At 51.6% G+C, this 20,568-nt stretch carries 14 protein-coding genes; 4 read left to right on the top strand and 10 right to left on the bottom strand.

Annotated features, from left to right (window positions below; genetic code table 11):
* Positions 1–128: 128 nt before the first annotated feature.
* Complete coding sequence (gene dnaK, locus K0H81_RS05405) at positions 129–2,042, bottom strand: molecular chaperone DnaK (RefSeq protein WP_144203821.1); 1,914 nt, start codon at positions 2,040–2,042, stop codon at positions 129–131.
* 306 nt (positions 2,043–2,348) lie between these two features.
* Here dnaK and K0H81_RS05400 point away from each other — a divergent pair, with 306 nt between their 5' ends.
* Positions 2,349–3,275: a DMT family transporter gene (locus K0H81_RS05400; RefSeq protein WP_220060165.1), complete on the top strand. Its 927-nt coding sequence runs from the start codon at positions 2,349–2,351 to the stop codon at positions 3,273–3,275.
* Positions 3,276–3,377: 102 nt separating this feature from the next.
* On the opposite strand, the gene K0H81_RS05395 is transcribed toward K0H81_RS05400, so the two are convergent.
* The 5 genes from K0H81_RS05395 to K0H81_RS05375 all read right to left on the bottom strand — a co-directional run bounded on the left by K0H81_RS05395 (position 3,378) and on the right by K0H81_RS05375 (position 10,719).
* Positions 3,378–4,019 (bottom strand): hypothetical protein, encoded by a 642-nt coding sequence (locus tag K0H81_RS05395; protein WP_041406686.1) that lies wholly within the window; start codon positions 4,017–4,019, stop codon positions 3,378–3,380.
* A 306-nt stretch (positions 4,020–4,325) separates the two neighbouring features.
* A complete protein-coding gene (locus tag K0H81_RS05390; protein WP_220060164.1) occupies positions 4,326–5,615 on the bottom strand; it encodes a glutamate-5-semialdehyde dehydrogenase in 1,290 nt (429 codons plus the stop codon).
* Positions 5,616–5,649: 34 nt separating this feature from the next.
* Complete coding sequence (proB, locus tag K0H81_RS05385) at positions 5,650–6,768, bottom strand: glutamate 5-kinase (protein ID WP_041406688.1); 1,119 nt, start codon at positions 6,766–6,768, stop codon at positions 5,650–5,652.
* A gap of 243 nt (positions 6,769–7,011) precedes the next feature.
* On the bottom strand, positions 7,012–8,301 hold the full coding sequence (locus K0H81_RS05380; protein ID WP_011866646.1) for an NCS2 family permease: 1,290 nt from the start codon (positions 8,299–8,301) through the stop codon (positions 7,012–7,014).
* 885 nt (positions 8,302–9,186) lie between these two features.
* Complete coding sequence (locus K0H81_RS05375; protein ID WP_220060163.1) at positions 9,187–10,719, bottom strand: M17 family metallopeptidase; 1,533 nt, start codon at positions 10,717–10,719, stop codon at positions 9,187–9,189.
* Between the two features lie 423 nt (positions 10,720–11,142).
* Between K0H81_RS05375 and K0H81_RS05370 the strand changes: the two genes are divergently transcribed.
* The gene (locus K0H81_RS05370; RefSeq protein ID WP_220060162.1) at positions 11,143–12,603 is read left to right on the top strand and encodes an aminoacyl-histidine dipeptidase; all 1,461 of its coding nucleotides are present in this window, start codon (positions 11,143–11,145) and stop codon (positions 12,601–12,603) included.
* Positions 12,604–13,249: 646 nt separating this feature from the next.
* On the opposite strand, the gene K0H81_RS05365 is transcribed toward K0H81_RS05370, so the two are convergent.
* From K0H81_RS05365 to K0H81_RS05350, 4 genes are all read right to left on the bottom strand, one after another.
* Positions 13,250–15,220, bottom strand: a complete 1,971-nt coding sequence (locus tag K0H81_RS05365) for a hypothetical protein (protein WP_220060161.1) — start codon at positions 15,218–15,220, stop codon at positions 13,250–13,252.
* Positions 15,221–15,766: 546 nt separating this feature from the next.
* Positions 15,767–16,117: a hypothetical protein gene (locus K0H81_RS05360; protein WP_220060160.1), complete on the bottom strand. Its 351-nt coding sequence runs from the start codon at positions 16,115–16,117 to the stop codon at positions 15,767–15,769.
* Positions 16,118–16,182: 65 nt separating this feature from the next.
* Positions 16,183–16,836: a DJ-1/PfpI family protein gene (locus K0H81_RS05355; RefSeq protein WP_220060159.1), complete on the bottom strand. Its 654-nt coding sequence runs from the start codon at positions 16,834–16,836 to the stop codon at positions 16,183–16,185.
* Between the two features lie 761 nt (positions 16,837–17,597).
* Entirely contained in the window at positions 17,598–18,494 is an 897-nt protein-coding gene (locus K0H81_RS05350) for a LysR family transcriptional regulator (RefSeq protein WP_160797959.1), read from the bottom strand.
* Positions 18,495–18,681: 187 nt separating this feature from the next.
* Between K0H81_RS05350 and K0H81_RS05345 the strand changes: the two genes are divergently transcribed.
* Positions 18,682–19,866, top strand: coding sequence for an acetyl-CoA C-acyltransferase (locus K0H81_RS05345; protein ID WP_220060158.1), 1,185 nt, complete (start codon positions 18,682–18,684; stop codon positions 19,864–19,866).
* 20 nt (positions 19,867–19,886) lie between these two features.
* Positions 19,887–20,561: a histidine phosphatase family protein gene (locus tag K0H81_RS05340; RefSeq protein ID WP_220060157.1), complete on the top strand. Its 675-nt coding sequence runs from the start codon at positions 19,887–19,889 to the stop codon at positions 20,559–20,561.
* Positions 20,562–20,568: the final 7 nt, after the last annotated feature.

The raw sequence follows: 20,568 nt of genomic DNA, 5'->3' as shown, positions 1-20,568 counted from the left end.
AGGGTCTGTTGACCTTTTAGGTTTACTTTTTGTTCAATCTAAAAAGATCAACTGCCCCTTAAGTTGTACGAACGGGCGTTAGAGTTACCCCATAACGCCCGCTGGAAATAATTTAGGCTGGGCCTGAATTATTTTTTGTCGTCTTTAACTTCTTCAAACTCGGCATCGACAACATCATCAGCAGGAGCTTCGTTAGACTGCTGAGCCTGCTCGCCTTGGCCAGCTTGCGCCTTAGCCTGAGCGATCTCCATCAGCTTGGCAGACGCTTCCATCAGGGCTTGCGTTGCCTTTTCGATAGCTTCTTTGTCGTTGCCCTTAGTGGCTGTATCGACTTCAGCCATCGCTGCTTCGATCTTCTCTTTGTCTTCGCTTGGCAGTGCATCGCCCGCTTCTTCGATCTGCTTCTTAGTTGCGTGAACCATGCCGTCAGCCTGGTTGCGTGCAGTCACTAGCTCTTCGAACTTAGCGTCTTCATCGGCGTGCGCCTCAGCGTCACGTACCATAGCTTCAACTTCTTCATCGCTCAGACCAGAAGAGGCCTTGATGGTGATGTTCTGTGCCTTGCCCGTCTTCTTGTCGGTCGCAGATACGTGCAGAATACCATCGGCGTCGATATCGAAGGCCACCTCAATTTGTGGCATGCCACGTGGTGCAGGCTCGATACCTTCCAGGTTGAACTGACCCAGCGACTTGTTAGCACTAGATTGCTTACGCTCACCCTGTAGCACGTGAATGGTTACCGCGCTCTGGTTGTCATCGGCCGTTGAGAAGGTCTGACTAGCCTTAGTCGGGATAGTGGTGTTCTTCTCGATAAGCTTAGTCATCACGCTGCCCATGGTTTCGATACCCAGAGACAGAGGCGTTACGTCTAGCAGCAGTACGTCTTTCACGTCACCGGCCAGTACACCCGCCTGAACCGCAGCACCGATAGCAACCGCTTCATCAGGGTTAACGTCTTGACGCAGCTCTTTACCGAAGAAGGCAGAAACTTCTGCACGTACCTTAGGCATACGGGTTTGACCACCCACCAGAATCACTTCGTTGATGTCTGATACAGACAGGTCTGCGTCAGCCAGTGCCACTTTTAGCGGCTCGAGTGAACGTTGGATCAGGTCTTCAACCAGAGACTCAAGCTTGGCGCGAGTGATCTTAACCACTAAGTGCTTAGGGCCTGTCGCATCTGCCGTGATGTATGGCAGGTTAACTTCAGTCTGCGTGGTGCTAGACAGCTCAATCTTCGCCTTCTCGGCAGCTTCTTTCAGACGCTGCATCGCCAGTGGATCGTTACGCAGATCCAGAGACTGCTCTTTCTTGAACTCGTCGGCCAGGTAGTTGATCAGACGGTTATCGAAGTCTTCACCACCTAAGTGAGTGTCACCGTTTGTTGCAAGCACTTCGAAAGTTTGCTCGCCATCTACGCTATCGATCTCGATGATAGAGATATCGAAAGTACCACCACCTAAGTCGTATACCGCAACGATATTGTCGCCTTGCTTCTTATCGATACCGTAAGCCAGTGCCGCAGCAGTAGGCTCGTTGATGATACGCTTAACTTCCAGACCCGCGATACGACCGGCGTCTTTGGTAGCCTGACGTTGTGAATCGTTAAAGTAAGCCGGAACGGTAATTACCGCTTCAGTTACTGGCTCGCCCAGGTAGTCTTCGGCAGTCTTCTTCATCTTCTTCAGAATCTCTGCAGAAACTTGTGGCGGCGCCATCTTCTTATCGTGCGCTTCAACCCATGCATCACCGTTGTCTGCCGCGATGATCTTAAATGGCATGATGTCTACGTCGCGCTGTACTTCGTCATCTTTGAAACGACGACCGATAAGACGCTTAATAGCAAAGAAGGTATTCTTTGGGTTTGTTACAGCTTGGCGTTTCGCAGGCTGACCAACTAATACTTCTTCGCCTGTATATGCGATGATCGACGGGGTAGTGCGATCGCCTTCCGCGTTTTCAATTACGCGTGCTTTATCGCCATCAAGTACAGCTACACAAGAGTTAGTTGTACCTAAATCGATACCAATAATTTTACCCATGGAGTCCTCCAAAAAACTTTTAACTTACGCTAACTTTGTTATCTGATTCAGATATGGGGATAGGCGAATTCGTTTTCAAGCCTAATTTTCCGAGCCAATATCTTTCCTTAACACCCTATATTGGGACAGCAATTGGGAATACAAGGGCAAGAAAGATAAAAATTAACTTAATTGAGTATTTTTTTGATCTTAAAAGCTGCCGGGCGGCCAACAAGAAGCGTATAATGCATGCAATCGAAGTAAAACTCCCTCTGTGCCCTAGGCGCGTGGGATTTTTTTAGTTGTCTCGTTTAGTGAGAAGGTTCAGTGAAATCATCCAACCAAGCTTATCTCTATGCCTTAGCGGCCATCTTACTCTGGTCGACCGTCGCCACCGCCTTCAAGTTGGCCCTGAGCCATTTTACGCCCCTACAGCTAGTGTTTGTCGCCGTCTCGACCTCTATCCTCGCCCTAGGCGTCATACTCGCCGCGACCGGTAAGCTGCACCTCATTAAGCGCCAATTTAACAGTCGTCCCTGGTTCTACCTGCAGACCGGGCTGCTCAATCCCTTCCTTTATTATCTGGTGCTGTTCAAGGCCTACGCCCTGCTCCCCGCCCAGCAAGCGCTATCACTCAACTACACCTGGGCCATACTGCTGCCGCTGCTGGCGGTGCCACTATTGAAACAGAAGCTACGCAAGAGCGATCTCACCGCGGCGTTGATCGCCTATCTGGGTGTCTTCGTTATCGCCACCAATGGCGAGATCACCAGCGTGCGCTTCGAGAGTGCTACCGGGGTACTGCTAGCGCTCACCAGCACCCTGCTTTGGTCCCTCTACTGGATAGTCAACACTAAGGATGAGGGCGACCCTGTGGTGAGCCTGCTGCTGAGCTTCTTGGTGGGACTGCCGTTTATTTTGGTGACCCTGCTGCTGACCCAGTCGCTGCCGAGCTGGGATCTCAAGGCCCTTGGCGCCGGCATCTATGTAGGCCTGTTTGAGATGGGAGTCACCTTCGTCCTCTGGCTGGTCGCCCTGAAAAAAGCGGATCGCACCGCCAGCATGAGTACCCTGGTCTTCATCACCCCCGTGCTCTCGGTGGGCTTCATCGCCTGGATCCTGCAAGAGACCATCACCCCGTCGACCTTTATCGGCCTGGGACTTATCCTGACCGCGCTGGCGCTGCAGCAGCTATTGCCTCAGCTTAAACGCCTGCGCGCCAAAACAGCCCCTGCGCTGACGCCGGAGAACTAAAGTCATCGGTTAACATAAGCTGTCAGAGATAGACGCTCTTGCATAAAAAAACCGACCCTAGGGTCGGTTTTTTTACGCTTATCGCTTAATGATTTTCGGTGGCTAGTTGCGCACGTCTATCTCGCCCACACCCACCGAGACATACAGATGGTCATCGCCGGCTGTGCCTTGCTGATGATAGCTCTGGCTCACCAAGTTCTGATTTACCTTGAGGCGCTGACCACCGTCACGAATGCTCACCTCGCCCACGCCCGACTCGAGCGACACATCACCAAAGCTCGCCTGGTGCGTGATCTCCGCGCGGCCTACCCCAAGTTCCACCTCTATGCTGGCACTCAGGCCATCGACGATCACCTCGCCCACGCCGGCATCCACCTTGAGCGCGGCGTTACGGGGCAGATAGACACGCCACTTCTGGTTCACATCATCCTGATCCGCCAGGCGCAGCACCAGCTTGTCGCCGTCGTCGAGAATATCGAACTTGGCCGAGCTCACATCGCTGTTTTGCCAGAAGCCAAACCATTTCGAATCGTTGGCTTTTACGACCACCTCGACCCGCACCTTATCCTGGTCGCCGGCGATCAGCTCCGCCTGACCCACATCCATGTCCAGCGCCACCTTCTGGCCGCGATAGTCGAACTCATCGTTGAGTGTGATGCTAGAGGCCGCCTGAGCGCCCACGCTCATCAAACCTACTAGCAGACTTAAACTTACCAATGCCTTGTTAACCATGTTGTTTTTCATCTTAAGCTCCGTAACCGACTCCCTGTGAGATTGATTAAGACAAAGCAAGCAAGATGCCAAAACTGTAACTCGTTGTAATTGTGCCAATTTATGGTGATTCTGCATTTTTGATTTAAGGTTTTCCCCAAACAAGTTGCGAAACTCACCAAGGGATCTGGTCAATTTCATCACTACCGATCATGGGATAAAGCGACTGAGATAAAGCTACAGGGATAAAGTGATTTAAATAAAGTGACTTATATAGAACTTAGCGAAGCAAAAAAAAGGAGCCCTAAGGCTCCTTTAAACTGCAGGCTGTTAGCCCGATTAACCGCGGGCGGTGTAGTCGCCGACGCCAATCCACTTATAGGTGGTAAGCGCCTCGAGCCCCATCGGGCCTCTGGCATGCAGCTTCTGAGTCGATACCGCTACCTCGGCGCCCAGGCCAAACTGGCCACCATCGGTAAAGCGGGTACTGGCGTTGACATACACGGCCGCCGCATCCACCTCGTTGATGAAACGGGCCGTGGCAGGAATGTTATCGCTCAATATCCCCTCGGAGTGGCCACTGGAGAAGCGGCGAATATGGGCGATCGCCATATCCATATCATCCACCACCCTGACACCCAGGTTCAGCGACAGCCACTCTGTACCAAAGGTCTCATCGCTCGCCTTATGAGTGACAGTGCCTGCATCCTTGCCTATCGCCTCGGCCTGTTCACAGGCATAGAAACTCACGCCGAGTGCACTTAGGTGGGCATAGAGCTTAGGCAGGAAAGTTTGGGCGATAGACTGGTGAACCAGCACAGTATCCAGGGCGTTACACACGGTCGGGCGCTGCACCTTGGCATTGGCGATCACCTCGATGGCTTTTAGCTGATCCACCTCGCTATCCACATAGAGATGGCAGATACCGATACCACCAAGGATCACCGGAATGGTCGCCTGCTCGGCGCACAGGCGCTGCAGGTTCTGACCACCTCGGGGCACTATCATGTCCACATATTTATCGAGCTTGAGTAAACCAGAGACCAGGGCACGGTCTGGATCTTGGATCAGCTGCACCGCATCGCTCGGCAGCCCCTGCTCGCTAATGGCTTCCCTGATCGCCTCACTTAATGCCAGGTTAGAAGCCAGGGTCTCCTTGCCACCACGCAGGATCACCGCATTGCCCGTCTTGAGCGCCAGCACGGCGATATCTACGGTCACATTGGGGCGCGCCTCATAGATAACCCCGAGCACGCCAAGCGGTACCCGGCGGCGGGACAAGCGCAGCCCGTTATCCAGCAGCTGACTCTCCAACTCGCTACCGATAGGATCGGCCAGGGCCACCACGTTTTCGATGTCGGCAATCACGCCAGATAGTCGCGACTCGTCCAGCAGCAGTCTGTCTATCATGGCATCATTCAGGCCGTTTTCCCGTGCCTTGGCCACATCCTGCTGATTAGCAGCAACTATCTGCGCGCGCTTATCGGTAAGCTTGGCGGCAATTGCCCTAAGCAAGTCGCGCTTCTGCGAAGCCGAGAGGCTCGCCATGGCGTAGCTGGCCGCCATGGCCTGCTCGCCGAGTATGTTTAAGTACTGCTGTTTATCGTCCATCATTTCTGTTCCACTCATCTTTAATCTGCACAGATTGACTCTGCCGAAAACCTTACAGGACCACCATGTCGTTACGATGCACTATGGCATCGCCGTAGTCGTAGCCCAGCAGCGACTCAATTTCATCCGAATGTTTACCGGCGATCTTCTGCAGATCTTTGGCGCTGTAACGGCTCATGCCCCTGGCATGCTCCCGCCCCTGCTCATCCACCAGCTGCAGGGTGGCGCCGCGGTCGAACACACCGCTCACCGACACTATCCCCTTCGAGAGCAGGCTGCGCCCCTTCAGGGTCACGGCATTAATGGCGCCGCTGTCCAGCACCAGCCGGCCCTTGGTCGCCGGGCCGGCCAAGATCCACTGTTTGCGGCTCTCCAGCGGATTTTCCAGCGCGGTAAAATGGGTGCCCACCGGCAGCTGACATACGGCATCTAAGATCACCTTAGGATGATGACCCGAGGCGATCACCACCTCGACTCCGGCGCGGCGGGCAATATCCGCCGCCTGCAGCTTAGTCGCCATGCCGCCTGTGCCCAGGCCGGAAACCGCGCCGCCCGCCAGGCTGCGCAGGCTGTCGTCGATATTGACCACCTGCTTGATAAGCTTGGCATCAGGATTAGCCCTTGGGTCGGCATCGAACAGGCCCTTCTGATCCGTCAAAAGGATCAGCAAGTCTGCATCACACAGCAGCGCCGCCCGAGCCGACAGGTTGTCGTTGTCACCCACCTTGATCTCGTTGGTGGCCACCGCATCGTTCTCGTTGATGATAGGAATGATGCCGTTGGCCAGCAGGGCGTTGAGTGAGTCTCTGGCGTTGAGATAACGCTCCCTGTCGTGCAGATCGGCACGGGTCAGCAGCAGCTGGCCCACATGCAGCCCATAGATGCTAAACAGCTGTGACCAGGCGAGGATCAGTTGACTCTGGCCGACGGCCGCCAGCAGCTGCTTGTTGGCGACCGTATCCGGCAGTGTGGGGTAACCTAAGTGTTCGCGTCCGGCCGCGATGGCGCCCGAGGTGCACAGCACCACTTCGACACCCGACTTCATCAGCTTGGCCATTTGTCTGGCCAGCTCAACCATATGCGCCTTATCCAGCTGGCGCGATCCGGAGGTGAGCACGCTAGTGCCCAACTTTACCACCACACGGCGGTAGCCTATCTCACTTAAGTTCATTGACATTTAGACAGAAAAAAACCGAACCCCAAGTTATACCCAATCCCCAGGGCAAATGGTAGCGGGTAAGATAAAAGATTAGAGCCAGTCTACTTTCCTTCAATAAAAGCCCATAAAAAAGGCCATACATTGTATGACCTTTAATCTAAGCTGACTGGCAGTCAACTTAAGCTAAATTTGGCTCTTGCCAAAAACCTAAGCATAGATGAACTTAGCCATAGAAGAACTTAGCCATAGATAGACTTAGCCATAAATAAACTTAGCCAGGAACAGCGCCGCCAGCACCAAGACGCCCAAAGAGAGATCCTTGTAGCGACCGCTGAAGAGCTTGATCCCCGCATAGGCGACAAAGCCCATGGCTATGCCGGTCGCGATCGAAAAGGTCAGCGGCATCAGGATACAGACCACGACCACAGGCGCCGCCTCGGTGAGATCTTCCCAATCCACATGCACCAAACCAGACATCATCAGGATGGCGACATAGAAGAGTGTGCCCGCAGTCGCGTAAGCCGGCACCATGCCCGCCAGCGGCGAGATAAACAGCGACAGCAGGAACATGATCCCCACCACCACGGCGGTGAGTCCGGTGCGGCCACCTGCGCTCACCCCGGCCGTACTCTCGATATAACTGGTAGTCGTCGAGGTGCCTAACATGGCGCCGGCGATAGTGGCGCTGCTGTCGGCGGTCAGGGCGCGGCCGAGACGCGGCAGTCTGCCTCTGTCGTCGAGGAAGCCGCCACGCTGAGCCACGGCCACCAGGGTGCCAGAGGTGTCAAACAGGTCCACAAACAGGAAGGCGAACACCACGGAGAGCATGCTGATCTCAAGCACATTGGAGAGATCCATCTTCATGAAGGTGGGCGCAATCGACGGTGGCGTCGAGATCATGCCGCTATATTGCACATCCCCCAGCAGCAGGCCCAGCGCCGTGATCCCCAGGATGCTGATGATCACCGCCGACTGATAGCCTCTGTGTACCAGAGCGATAATGATGAAGAAGCCCAGCACAGACATCACCGCCGGCAAGGCGGTCACATCGCCCATGGTCACCAGAGTCGCGGGGCTGGCCACCACTATGCCGGCACTCTTGAGGCCAATCAGCGCCAGAAACAGGCCGATACCGGCGGCGATCCCCAGACGCAGCGACATAGGGATGCTGTTGACGATCCACTCGCGGATCTTCACCAAAGACAATATCAGGAAGCAGATACCCGAGAGGAATACCGCGCCCAGCGCCGTCTCCCAGCTGTAGCCCATCTCGCCAACGACGGTATAGGTAAAGAAGGCGTTGAGCCCCATGCCCGGAGCCAAGGCGATAGGATAGTTTGCCACTATGCCCATCACCAGACAGCCCACGGCCGCGGCCAAACAGGTGGCGACGAACACGGCGCCATGGTCCATGCCCGCATCGGCCAACATCATGGGGTTGACGAAGATGATATAGGCCATGGTTAAAAAGGTGGTCAATCCGGCCACCACCTCTTGTTTTAACGTTGTCTGGTGCTCGGTTAACTTAAAGACTTTTTCTAACATGGAACGAGGTTCCTTGATTTAATTATGGTTTATTTAGGTAGGGTAAAAGTTGAAACCAAGTTAACGACTTGATAACAAGCGACGATTATATACGCAATAATTGCGCAAACGCGAGCCAGATTAGAGCCATGACTCGAGACGATTGCATAAAGGTGATCTACGCCAGATTTATCGCCGGGGATGCGAGACAGAGATGACAAATTTCAGGCAAAAAAAAGCCTGCTCAAAGAGCAGGCGAGACATGTTTCAAGTGTTCCGAAAGGAAAGAGTTACCGCGCTAGCGGGTTACACTGGCCTACCGCTCAATGAGCAATAGACAACTTGAGTCTAAAAATCCCCAAATGGGGTAAGGTTGATGGATGATGCAACTACTTTAATCAAGTGAACTAGGTTCAAATGATCTCAGGGGTAGTTAGCCCTTAAAAGTCATAGCGTACAGACCACCGCGAAGGGCATCGGTACAAAACCAAGTATTCTGCCAATAAACGTGCTGAATTCCTGTATAAGACATAGTCATTAACTCCTAACAAAGTTGAAAAAATAATCTCTAGTGAAACTTGGCAGGCCTTTCATTTCCGGGGCCATGCCGCAGTCAACTTGTCGCTCGGTTCCTTGGAGAGTTATCCATCCTGGATAGACTTTGAGGTGGAAGACACTGTGTCTAACCAACGAGAGCCATTATATTAAAATGTAGTTTTATTACAAGCTTTTTTTCTATTTTTTTTAAAAAACCCTTCAAACTGTAATTTTACTACATCAAAATTCCATTACGAGGCGGGTCGAGATCACGCTTTTTCACCCTATTGTGATCCGGCAACAAAAAGGGGCAAGCCTATGCTTGCCCCGGTCAAATTTTGCGCCCAGCTAGGCTAGGGTCTGCTTGGTTCAGCCACGGATCAGCTGACACAAACTGACAAGTGGCGCCGCGGTAGGCGTGCCATACAAGGGGTCACCCTCGGTCGCACTACCCGCAATATCCACATGGGTGTAGGCCAGCGGCTTGTCGCTTGTCAGGCCGTGGGCCTCCAACCCTGAGGCCTTCAGCAGAAAGGCGGCGGGATACTGATGGCCCCTGGCTGTCACGGAGGAAGGCGCGTTGTTGGACGACAGCACATCCGCCGCGCCAGAAGGATCGACTATCTTCTGATAATCGTCACGGCGCAGGCGCGATACTTCTATCGGCTCACCCCAGGCCTCACTGATCGCCTGCAGGCTGTCACCCACCTGCTGCTGACGCGCCACGGCATTTTCAACCACGGCAGTATAGCCACCGTAGGCGCGCACCACATGGCCTGTCAGGGTCGCTACCGAGAAGAGCTGCGGCGCCACCGCGTCCTGGGCCTTGAGTCTGAGGTGCGACAGCAGATCCGCCAGCACCAAACGCCCTTCGGCGTCTGTATTACCGATACGCACCCGCACACCTGCGTGGCTGGTAATGATCTCATCGGTCACGAAGGCCTCGCTGCCAATGCTGTTACGCACCAGGCCAAGCTCGGCCACCACACGAACGCCTTTAGGTTTCAGCAAGGCCAGGGTCTTCATCAAGCCGGCAACCGCGGCCGCGCCGCCCTTGTCGCGGCTCATCCCCGCCATGGCGCCGCCAACCTTAAGGTCGGCCCCGCCCGTGTCATACACAACGCCCTTACCGGCAAAGAAGTAGCTGCGCTCGATAGGCCCCTCGGCCTTATATTCCAGCTTGACCACTCTAGGCTGATGCCTTGAGACCGCAAAAGAGGCGCGGCCCACGGCGCTCAGCAGCGGATAGTCGCGCTCGAGCACGTCTCTGTCTTCGACCACAGACATGGTCAACCCCAGCCCCTTAAGCGCATCGACACAATACTGGGCAAAGGCGGGCGCCGACATGCGCTCAGGCTCAGTGCCGCAAAGGTCGCGCGCCAAGTGTTTACCCGCCTCGATGGCGCTAAGCAGCTCAGCGGCCTTATCATCCACCAGCAGGCCGATCTTAGAGATGTTATCCATCTCACCCAGTGCCTCGCGGCGCTCCAGCGACTGCCATAACGCCTGGGCACAACCCAGCGCGGCAACCCCCATGGACTGCGCATATCTCGCCTGAGTCGATGGCGTGACGATCAGCAGCGGGCGTCTGGCGCCGGCATCGAAGGCTACTTTTATGCCTTGGCGAGCGGCGTCGCTATAGCCGCGCACATCCTGAATATCACTGTCGCCATCTGCCACCGGCGCCACAATCAGGCGACCACCGGCCAGCCCGGGGGCAAACAACAGCGTGGTCGAGCGCCCTACCCTGGCATCCACCTGGGCGCCATGGCTGGCGAGCATGGCCAGCTCCTCTTGGGCGATAGCGTCTAGGCCATGGGTTACCAGTACTACGGCATCCCACTGGTTATCGTCAAAAATGGCTTCTGAATCTGTTACATCTATAAATTGAACCCCGGTCATGCCTCATCCTTTTCATCTAGCGGTTTTTCGGTCTTAGCCGAATCAACTGGCACCTATATAAGCCATATAAGCGCCCTGAGCTTTGACAGATCTTTGCCTGCCTATCATGAATATCAACCTCTCACTAAAGACAATACTAACCCCTGCCATCTCTGTAAGGCCGCTTACCCAAGGTTTGAGGGTTGGGTTAAGGCCATGTCCAGCAAGGTTAAATCGCCGTGAGTGTTGGCATTATTGTCCTATCTGGCGCCAATGCCAAATGAAAATAATGATGCCGCCCCCTAAGGCGGCTTTTGGCGGGTGGCAACTTAGTATGACACTTGAGGGATACCTACCCGCTTTCATGCCCCCGCACCACTAGAGTCTATGATAGACTATCGCCAAATTAGACCTCAAAGACCTTTATTACAGAGGAGTTTGTCCGTGAGCACATTAAGTCAATTGCAACCTCAGGCACTTTGGCAGTGGTTTGAACAGATCTGCGCCATTCCCCACCCTTCCAAGCATGAGCAGGCACTAAGCCAATACATCCAAAACTGGGCCAAAGACAAACAACTCAGCGTTGTCGAAGATAAGGTCGGTAACCTGATCATCAAGAAGCCGGCAACCCCTGGCATGGAAAACCGCAAGATCGTGGCCCTGCAGGCGCATATCGACATGGTGCCGCAGAAAAATGCCGACAAGGTGCATGACTTCGAGAAAGATCCTATCGAAGCCTATGTAGACGGCGAGTGGGTTAAGGCCAAGGGCACCACCCTGGGCTCAGACAACGGTATCGGCATGGCCTCTGCGCTGGCTATCCTCGGCAGCGACGACATCCCACACGGCCCACTGGAAGTCCTGTTAACCATAGATGAGGAAGCAGGCATGACAGGTGCATTCGGCCTGGAAGCCGGTTACCTGGACGCCGAGATCCTGATCAACACAGACTCAGAGCAGGAAGGCGAGATCTACATGGGCTGCGCCGGCGGCGTCGATGCCCAGATCACTGTGCCTATGGTATGGCAGGCGGCCGAGCCGAGTCTGTCGACCTACACCCTCACCCTATCTGGGCTGAAGGGCGGTCACTCAGGGGTGAACATTCACCTAGGCCGCGGCAACGCCAACAAGCTGTTGGCCCGCTTCCTGTTTAACCATGCCGACGAACTGGCACTGGAACTGACCAACTTCAGCGGCGGCTCGCTGCGTAACGCCATCCCACGTGAGGCCAGCGTCAGCTTCATGCTGCCAAGCGAAAACCTGCCACGCCTGGAAACTCTGATCCAGGAATACACAGATCTGGTCCGTCAGGAACTGGCCATCGCCGACCCTGACATGCTGCTGACCCTCAGCGAGATCCCGGCCGCCACCCAGGTGATGAGCGAAGCCACTCAGCAGACACTGATCGACCTGCTAAACGCCTGCCCTAACGGCGTGATGCGCATGAGCGACGAGATCCAAGGCGTGACCGAGACCTCGCTCAACGTTGGTGTGATCACCACAGAAGCCGAATCGGTAAGCATCCTCTGCCTTATCCGCTCGCTGATCGACTCGGGCCGCGAAGAAGTCGAAGGCTACCTCACCGCCCTGAGCAACCTGGCCGGTGCCGAAGTGGTATTCAGCGGTGCCTACCCAGGCTGGAAGCCAGACAGCAGCTCTCCTGTGATGGCGATTGTGAAAGACACCTATGAGTCTATCTACAACAAGGAACCCGTCATCATGGTGATCCACGCGGGTCTGGAGTGTGGTCTGTTCAAGAAGCCTTACCCAGAGATGGATATGGTCTCCATTGGCCCCACCATCCGCTTCCCACACAGCCCAGATGAGATGGTGTTAATTGAGACCGTCGAGCAATACTGGAAGCTACTCCTCGCCGTACTGGAACGTATTCCAGAGAAAGCGTAATAGATAGCGGAACTAGGTAACAGATGAGAAAAGGCGTCTAACAAGACGCCTTTTTTGTTGGCGAAATTTAGGGGGTTATCTTCGTAAAGGTAGAATTTAATGCCTTAGCGTAATAGAGCACGCCTTGATTTGAGCCTCTACCAGACTCTGGTATTTGAAAGGTTATGGAATGTCACCACTTCATGGTGTATCAATTGCCTTCAGCATACCTTTCGTGCAAACACGCTTTTGGCTCGCAGCAAGTCCATCCATGGATGCTCTACGAAATCATCCATGATTTCGAAGGCCAAAAGTGTGTTCACACCGAGTTATCAGTCTCTTCGATTTGGCCTTTACTTGTATCATCCGAAAATCAAAAGCTAAATCATTTTTGGACATTTTTGAGTTAGGACTTTTGCTCTAATGACAACATTTAAGATTACCAAAAGTATGAAAAAGCTCTAGACCTGTGGCCAGTTTTACTTGACCACTACAGGATCTTTGTATCTATATGGGGTATTATTAGCATAGGAATATCAATTGAAACCATAAACGGTGTTGTTTCTCCATCACGTCAGCTGAATCATTGGAGGAGAACCGCCCAATAAGTTGGTCATAGTATCCTGCCTACATATAAATTAGTACGAACTACGTTCCTTTCTAACTGTTATTCTTCGTCCGCCTTAAGCTTTTTATAAATAAACAGGTCATCTTCTATTTTAAAAATAACTAAGATTAAAAGCTTTAAGTAAAGTAAATAGGAATTTTCATGTAGATGAATTTCTGTCGGATTTGCCTGTGTACCATGTAAATAGCTATTTCTTAAGTCGTGCCCGTTTGTAAACTCACTTTTGTTTAAATAGTAATTGAAGTAATTTTGCTCAGGTATTGCGAAAAGTGAACTTCCAAAAAACACTAGTCCATCATTACTCATATGCATAACCTCGTCTTGAATATCGGCAGGATAATGGTGTAACGAGGCGACCTCATTTTCAAAAACATCTCTTAATATTAAAATTCGGTTCCAATTTGTAACTTGAACGCAATTATTTTCATCGACAGATATATAATTGTTATCTATCAAATAATTTAAATGCTCAAGCTGATGTTCTTCATAATTTCCGAAATCGATTTCTTCTTCATTCACCAATAAATCAACAAAGTTTCTGTATTGCTTGTCTTTGAACGGGTCAAGATAAGTCAACAGAGTTTGATCCGAAAATAGCAGATAAGTTAGAAAATTAACTTCTTGGCCATCCTTATTGATATATATGTATTTATTGCTGTTTAAGCTTGGAATGTCCTTGATGGCTGTAGGGCCAGAAGACATTTGTAGAAGTTCAAAATCAATATGTCCATTTTCTACAAATAATTTGTATTGCTTCAATATCGACTCGAACTCAGGTGCGATTGTTCTTATTTTCTCTAAAGCAGAAGCATTTTGAGTAGGAATTGTAAAATTGGCGTTACTAGGTAAGTCAAATAATTCCGGTAGAGTATTAGTGAAAACTGTTTTTAGAATATCTTCTAATGAACACCCAAGCCCTTTTAGTACGTTGGAATATGTGTAAATTTGGCCCATAGATGCCATTTCTAATTGTGTGAACGCTACACCAAAAACGTATTCAGTTTTAGATCTAACACCTAAAGTTCTTTCAAAAATTCCAAGCTGATTTTCTTTGCTGGTTAAAGCTACAATATTCTGTTCATCCACGTACTCAAAAAGTGTCTCGAAGTTTCTGTACAGAATATATGGGTGATTATTTTCTTTAATGTAATCCAAGCTAAATTCGTAATGGACTGTACCCTGCTCAATCCAAGCATGTTTAATTTTAGAAGCATTTTCGGGATAACTGATAGCTATCCCGTATTCAAATGATGAACTAGAACCACTATCGAAAAACTCTTTAATAGACTGTTGGTATTTTCTCTTAGCTGCTAATTTAGTTTTATCTGAGATTCGGAAGCCACTATGTTTTTTAGCATTTTGTATTATTGGCAGGTAGTTAGTATTGCAATGCTCTGAGTCGATGTACGAAGCAATTATGCTTTCTTTATCTTGAATAGTTAAACAACTAGGTAGGTACAACTTCGTTTTATTGAAACTATTTTCGACTTCATATATAGAAAGGAGGATCTCTGCACTCTGTTGGTCACTTTTTAAAAACTCACAGAGAACAAGCTTATATTTATCCACCAAGTTTTTATGGCTCAACAAGTGCCTCACTTGATGGGGGAGGTTCTTTAAAACTTCTTCTATTTGAGATGGCGATATCTTTTTATATTGTTGATAGTTATTTATTAATAACCAGAAACTATCATAGTAACCGTAATCTATATTTTCAAAATATGACAGGAAGTTACTATCATCAATATTAGTTATGAATTTCCCAATCAAATTTTTAAAAGTATTAACTTTTTCTTTGTAAGCAACAATATCTGTATCTGACCAACTTTTAAGGTATATGCCGTTTTCGAAAAACAGCGATATATTGTACAGTTCAAGTATATCGTTTATATCGTCTAAATCGTTTGCTATTTCGCTATTCAATAACCGCTCTGCTTTTGATAAGTAATGACCACTCGACATGTCGTGTATCGAGTGAAATACAACCCTATCTCTATCTGACTTGTTCATAACATACATTAACCTTGTAATTTCGTATCATTGTCTCTTTTACTAAGATATCGATTTTATACTTTTATTACAAACGCTTATTGGCATGTATCACTTTGATCTGAACCAGCAATAGTGGACACTTTGTATCATTACTAAAACTTGGCCAATTGGCTCATGATAACGAGTAACCTGTCTTAGCGCTGTGGCGCGGAATGGGGCAAAAGTAATCCAGTTTTTAGATTCGCTATTCGCACCAAATACCGCCAAATCGAAGAGACGATAGATACCGAGTGTAGATGCATCTGCGGACGTCGATGGCAGGGCCAAAAATGTTCCTAACATTTTTTGGCATTCCCAACATCCATGTAGGTCAGATGCCATCGTCGAGCCTCCACGGACGACTCTCTTTGAAATAAAAAGTCGGCGTGTAGCAGATGTATCTGCACAAAAGCGAGCCGCAGGCTATTAATTACAGCCAAGGTACGACCTTCAATCGCCTCTCCAGCATCCATGCAGGTCTGAAGACTTACAGCGTGTCACCAAATGCTATTCAAACAGGACGCCCTAATGACTCCCCTGTTTGTTCCATTTACGAATGACGTTTCCATGCTTATCACGCCAACCTTCAATTTCGGGAGTTGAAAGAAGGTACGCATGAAAAGTAATGATTCCGAGTGTCTTACGAACTCTCTCGGCCCAAACAACACCCGCAATAGCGCCGACACCAGCTGCGCCGTAACAGATATTTAAGGCCGTTTCGAAGTCAAAAAGATAAAATCCAAATACACTCAACATACAAAAAATTGCGGTTGCGGAAAGTACGATTTGAAAGTACAGCCATGCAAAGATTAACCAAGCGGTTAGCTCTAGATAGCCTTCCAGTGGTTTCATGATCAATTGCTTCAGAAATTTCATATAACTCCATTTACTTACTTCTGAATCTTACGCTTACCAGCTAACGCCTAAGCGCACCTTACTCCCTAAACCACCAAAGACTCGGCATCACTCTCACACGCTAAGCGATGCTCATAGGCGGTTTCGGCCGATTGGATAGTCTCGGAAATAAGCGTTTCGAATATCTCCATTTGCCCTGCGGGGATCAACTGATTCTGGATCTGTTTGCGTTTAGCCGAGTCGAACAGACGCTCGGCTAACCAGCCCACTAGATAGAGGAGAGAAAGACAGCCACCAGCGGTTGCTATGTTCCCCTCAATCACCAGGGGTCGATCCTGAACATCACCGCCCATGCCTTGTAGAACCGCCTTAGCATCTGGGTTTGTCGTTAGCAGCTTTCCCTTCAGCAAACCCAGTTCATGAAGCACAAAGGAACCCGCACATATAGAGCCAATCAACTGCCTGCTCGGGTCGAGCTTTAAGGCAGACATAAAATTCTCATCTTGCAACGCCGCGGGAATACCGCGATAACCACTGGTGATAAGAACGACATCTTGCTCCTTTACCTCAGACACATGGCCGTCAGTCTTCACCGTCATCCCTAGCTGTGAATGATGCTCGGGTTTAGTGCCGAGTATCCTGACCGTCCAGCTATCAGAGGTTCTTCCCAGCAAGTCATTCATCAAAAAGAAATCTACATCGGTAAAGTCATCAAACAACACGATGCCAACTTTATACATAATCCCTGTATCCTTAATCGCTTAGCTCTGAATTGAATCACGCCTAACTGCGAATTAGCTAAATCTTTGTAGCCCCAAGCTAGCCTGAACATCAAAGAGGCGACACCCAGCCGCCTAAAAACCAATTTATTCAATAGCGGCAATTGGTTATCAGAGTTATATCTCACAAGCAACTAAGAAAGCACTCAAAAAAACCGAGCCTCCCCCAGTTCAAACCCAGATATCGAAAAATTCAGCCTTACGACTTATTCAATCAAGAGCCTCCGCCGGGCCGACGTTAGGTAGCCATGAAGTGAGAATCTCGAAAAATTTTGCCAAGAACTATTTGGATAAAAGCGACAATAGATTTGCCATATAGGTAGCATCACATGACATTTGAGTGCCGACTTGCACTATCCCTGCGGTGACACGCATCAAGCACCTCCCTGTGTGCTCTACCTCGGCATCCCGGCCTCGGAAGGTCACCGCCCTGACAGTGCAAATCGCCAAATGAGCCCCCCATAGGATTACAGAAAACCTTAAATCGAAGAGACGTTTAGATTCTGGTGTAAGCACACTTTTGGCTCTCGGCGGCATGGACGCCGCCGCGAAGCCTCCAAGGACGGAATCTCGGCGTGCCAAAAGAGTGCTTGCACATCCCCCGCCGGGCAGGCGTTAGATAAAGATGAAGGTGTGACATTCAACCTTCCAGCCAATAAACAAGGTGGTCAAGGCAATAGCTAGATTTCAACGACCAAGATGGCAGGCGAACATTCGCCAATCTACCCCTGCCCCTGCATCAGCGCAGTAATAAACTCCCTCAACCAGCGGTTGGCGTTATCCTGATCGGCGCTGCGATGCCAGTAGAGATGCCACTCTATCGGCTCCACCTCGAAGGGCAGTTTAAGCACCTTAAGGTCGGTATTTTTCGCCAGGCTCTCGGGTACTGTGGTCGCCAGATTCGTCTCGGCCACCAGCTTAGGCGCCGCCTGATGATGCTTGGTGCGCACCTGGATGTTGCGATGCTTGCCGAGGCGGTTAAGCGCGGCGTCGACATAACCAACCCCCTGACGGCGGCTGGAGACATGAACATGGGAGAGTGCCAAATACTGCTCCAACGTCAGGGAGTCGCCAACCTCAGGATGATCCTTCCTCACCAGGCACACATAGGGCACAGTAACCAGTGGATGATGGTAAAGGTCGGGATGAGTCACTATGGGGGCGTCGATGGCCAAATCCAGCCTGCCGGAAACAAACTCCTTGAGCATCTCCTCCCGCGATACCGGATAGCTGGAGATGGATAGCCTGGGCGCGTGCACCTGCAAGGCGGCAAGCAATGATGGCAACATGGTCTCCTCGGTTACATCGAACATTCCCAGCTGAAAGTGATGCTCTGCGAGCAGGGGGTCGAAGCTGTCCCCGAGCTGCATGCTGCTGCTCAGCAGCTTCAGGGCTTCGCGCACCTGGCCTATCATATTTTCTGCCACGGGCGTGGGCATCATGGCCTTGGGAGTGCGGATAAACAGAGGGTCGTTGAGGCTGGTTCGCAGGCGGCTCAGGGCATTGCTAACTGCGGGTTGAGTGATACAGAGGCGCTCGGCTGCCCGGGTTAGGTTGCGTTCGGTGTAGATGGCGTCGAACACCACAAACAGATTCAAATCAACATTTTGCAGGCGCATAGGCGCTCCCGTTGGCAGCTGGATATATACATCACATGAATAGCAAGGTATCAAAATAATAAAGTACGTAAATATTAGTACAGCCACTATACTTTTTTCAACGCAAAGATCGCCAACGAACGGTCTAAACCATTATTAAAGATGCGAGGATTGAGCATCAATCCGCTATTAGTTTAGGGAGTCCAAGATGAGAGAAGCCGTAATTGTATCCACCGCCCGCACCGGGATGGCAAAGTCATTTCGCGGATCGTTAAACAACACTAAGTCCCCTACCATGCTGGGCCACTGCATCAAGCACGCCGTCCAGCGCGCCGGGGTCGAGGGCGGCGAGATAGATGATGCCATCATGGGCACGGTGCTCACCGCAGGCACAGCCGGGATGAACATCGCCCGCAACGCCGTGCTTGCCGCCGGCCTGCCTAACACCGTCTCGGCCCAGACCATAGACCGTCAATGCTCATCGGGCTTGATGGCCATCGGCATGGCCGCGAAACAGATCATCGTCGATCAACAGCAGATAGTGGTTGCCGGTGGCCAGGAAAACATCACCGCCGTACAGAATGAATATATGAAGTGGGCCGCCGATAACGCCGACCCCAACGTGATGCAATTCGAGCCCCACGCCTACATGCCAATGCTGAAGACCGCCGAACATGTCGCCAAGGTCTATGGCATCAGCCGCGAGGCTCAGGACATCTACGCCTTGATGTCGCAGCAGCGCACCGCGGCCGCCCAGGAAGCCGGCTACTTCGACGACGAAATCGTGCCCTTCACCACCACCATGGCGATTCAGGACCGCGAGACCAAGGCGATCTCCTACCAGGAGGTGACCCTGGACCGCGACGAGTGTAATCGCCCATCGACCACCATGGAGAGCCTGCAAAATCTGGCGCCTGTGATCGAAGGTGGCTTCATTACTGCGGGTAACGCCAGCCAGCTCAGCGACGGCGCATCCGCCTGTGTGGTAATGGAGCGTAAACTGGCCGAGCAGCGTGGTCTGGCGCCACTTGGCATCTACCGCGGCATTGCGGTGGCTGGCTGCGCGCCGGAAGAGATGGGCATAGGCCCCATCTACGCCATCCCTAAGCTACTGAAACAGCACGGCCTAACCATAGATGATATCGGGCTGTGGGAGATCAACGAGGCCTTCGCGGTGCAGGTGCTATATTGCCGCGACCATTTGGGTATCGATCCCGCCCGCTACAACGTCAACGGCGGCGGTATCTCTATCGGCCATCCCTACGGCATGACAGGCTCGCGTCTGGTGGGCCATGCGCTCATCGAAGGCAAGCGCCGCGGCGTCAAATATGTGGTCGTCGGCATGTGTATCGGCGGCGGCATGGGTGCGGCCGGCCTGTTTGAAGTCGCCTAACAGGGCTCGGAACAAGACTGATGGCAGCGCTATATCTTATCCGGCACGGTCAGGCCTCCTTTGGCAGCGCCAACTATGATCAGCTCTCAAACCTGGGCACCCAGCAGTGCCTCTGGTTGGGTGAGTACCTCAAAGAGCGCAGCGTCCGCTTCGAGCGCATCATCTGCGGCGATATGGCGCGCCATCGCCAGTCGGCCGAGGCGATCTGCCAAGGGCTTGAGCACAGCCTTGAATTTGAATGCCACCCTGGCTTCAATGAGTTTGACTTTATGACGCTACTGAAAGGCTTCGGCGAGGCAGCCCCGCAGCACGCCATCAGGGATTGGCGCAATCCCCGCGAGGTGTATTCCTGCCTCAGGCTCGCCATGTTGGCCTGGTCGGAGAACGCCCTGCCCGCCGAGATGCCGCTGGAAAGCTGGCAGGACTTTCAGCAAAGGGTGGCCGACGGGCTGGATTTTGCCCGCAGTCAGCCCAAGGGCAACACTCTGGTTGCCACCTCGGGCGGCGCCATCAGCGTTGCCCTGAGCCAAATCATGGGCTTTGGTGCCCAGACGGTTATCAACTTAAATTTACAGAGCAAGAACTCGGGGATCACCCACTGTTATTTCTCTGAAACTACCACCTATGTTACTGGCATCAATGCCACCCCCCATCTGGATCGCCCAGACAGATGGGATTCGGTCAGCTACAGCTAAAGGAATC

Source organism: Shewanella halotolerans (assembly GCF_019457535.1).
GTDB lineage: Bacteria > Pseudomonadota > Gammaproteobacteria > Enterobacterales > Shewanellaceae > Shewanella > Shewanella halotolerans.
The sequence above is the reverse complement of the archived record's forward strand: the minus strand, read 5'-3'. Positions and strand labels throughout refer to the sequence as shown.

Bases quoted from the DNA above. Each gene is read 5' to 3' on its own strand.
- K0H81_RS05365 (WP_220060161.1), bottom strand. From the start codon at position 15,220: ATGAACAAGTCAGATAGAGATAGGGTTGTATTTCACTCGATACACGAC.
- K0H81_RS05395 (WP_041406686.1), bottom strand. From the start codon at position 4,019: ATGAAAAACAACATGGTTAACAAGGCATTGGTAAGTTTAAGTCTGCTA.
- K0H81_RS05380 (WP_011866646.1), bottom strand. From the start codon at position 8,301: ATGTTAGAAAAAGTCTTTAAGTTAACCGAGCACCAGACAACGTTAAAA.
- K0H81_RS05345 (WP_220060158.1), top strand. From the start codon at position 18,682: ATGAGAGAAGCCGTAATTGTATCCACCGCCCGCACCGGGATGGCAAAG.
- dnaK (WP_144203821.1), bottom strand. From the start codon at position 2,042: ATGGGTAAAATTATTGGTATCGATTTAGGTACAACTAACTCTTGTGTA.
- proB (WP_041406688.1), bottom strand. From the start codon at position 6,768: ATGAACTTAAGTGAGATAGGCTACCGCCGTGTGGTGGTAAAGTTGGGC.
- K0H81_RS05355 (WP_220060159.1), bottom strand. From the start codon at position 16,836: ATGTATAAAGTTGGCATCGTGTTGTTTGATGACTTTACCGATGTAGAT.
- K0H81_RS05375 (WP_220060163.1), bottom strand. From the start codon at position 10,719: ATGACCGGGGTTCAATTTATAGATGTAACAGATTCAGAAGCCATTTTT.
- K0H81_RS05350 (WP_160797959.1), bottom strand. From the start codon at position 18,494: ATGCGCCTGCAAAATGTTGATTTGAATCTGTTTGTGGTGTTCGACGCC.
- K0H81_RS05390 (WP_220060164.1), bottom strand. From the start codon at position 5,615: ATGAGTGGAACAGAAATGATGGACGATAAACAGCAGTACTTAAACATA.
- K0H81_RS05340 (WP_220060157.1), top strand. From the start codon at position 19,887: ATGGCAGCGCTATATCTTATCCGGCACGGTCAGGCCTCCTTTGGCAGC.
- K0H81_RS05360 (WP_220060160.1), bottom strand. From the start codon at position 16,117: ATGAAATTTCTGAAGCAATTGATCATGAAACCACTGGAAGGCTATCTA.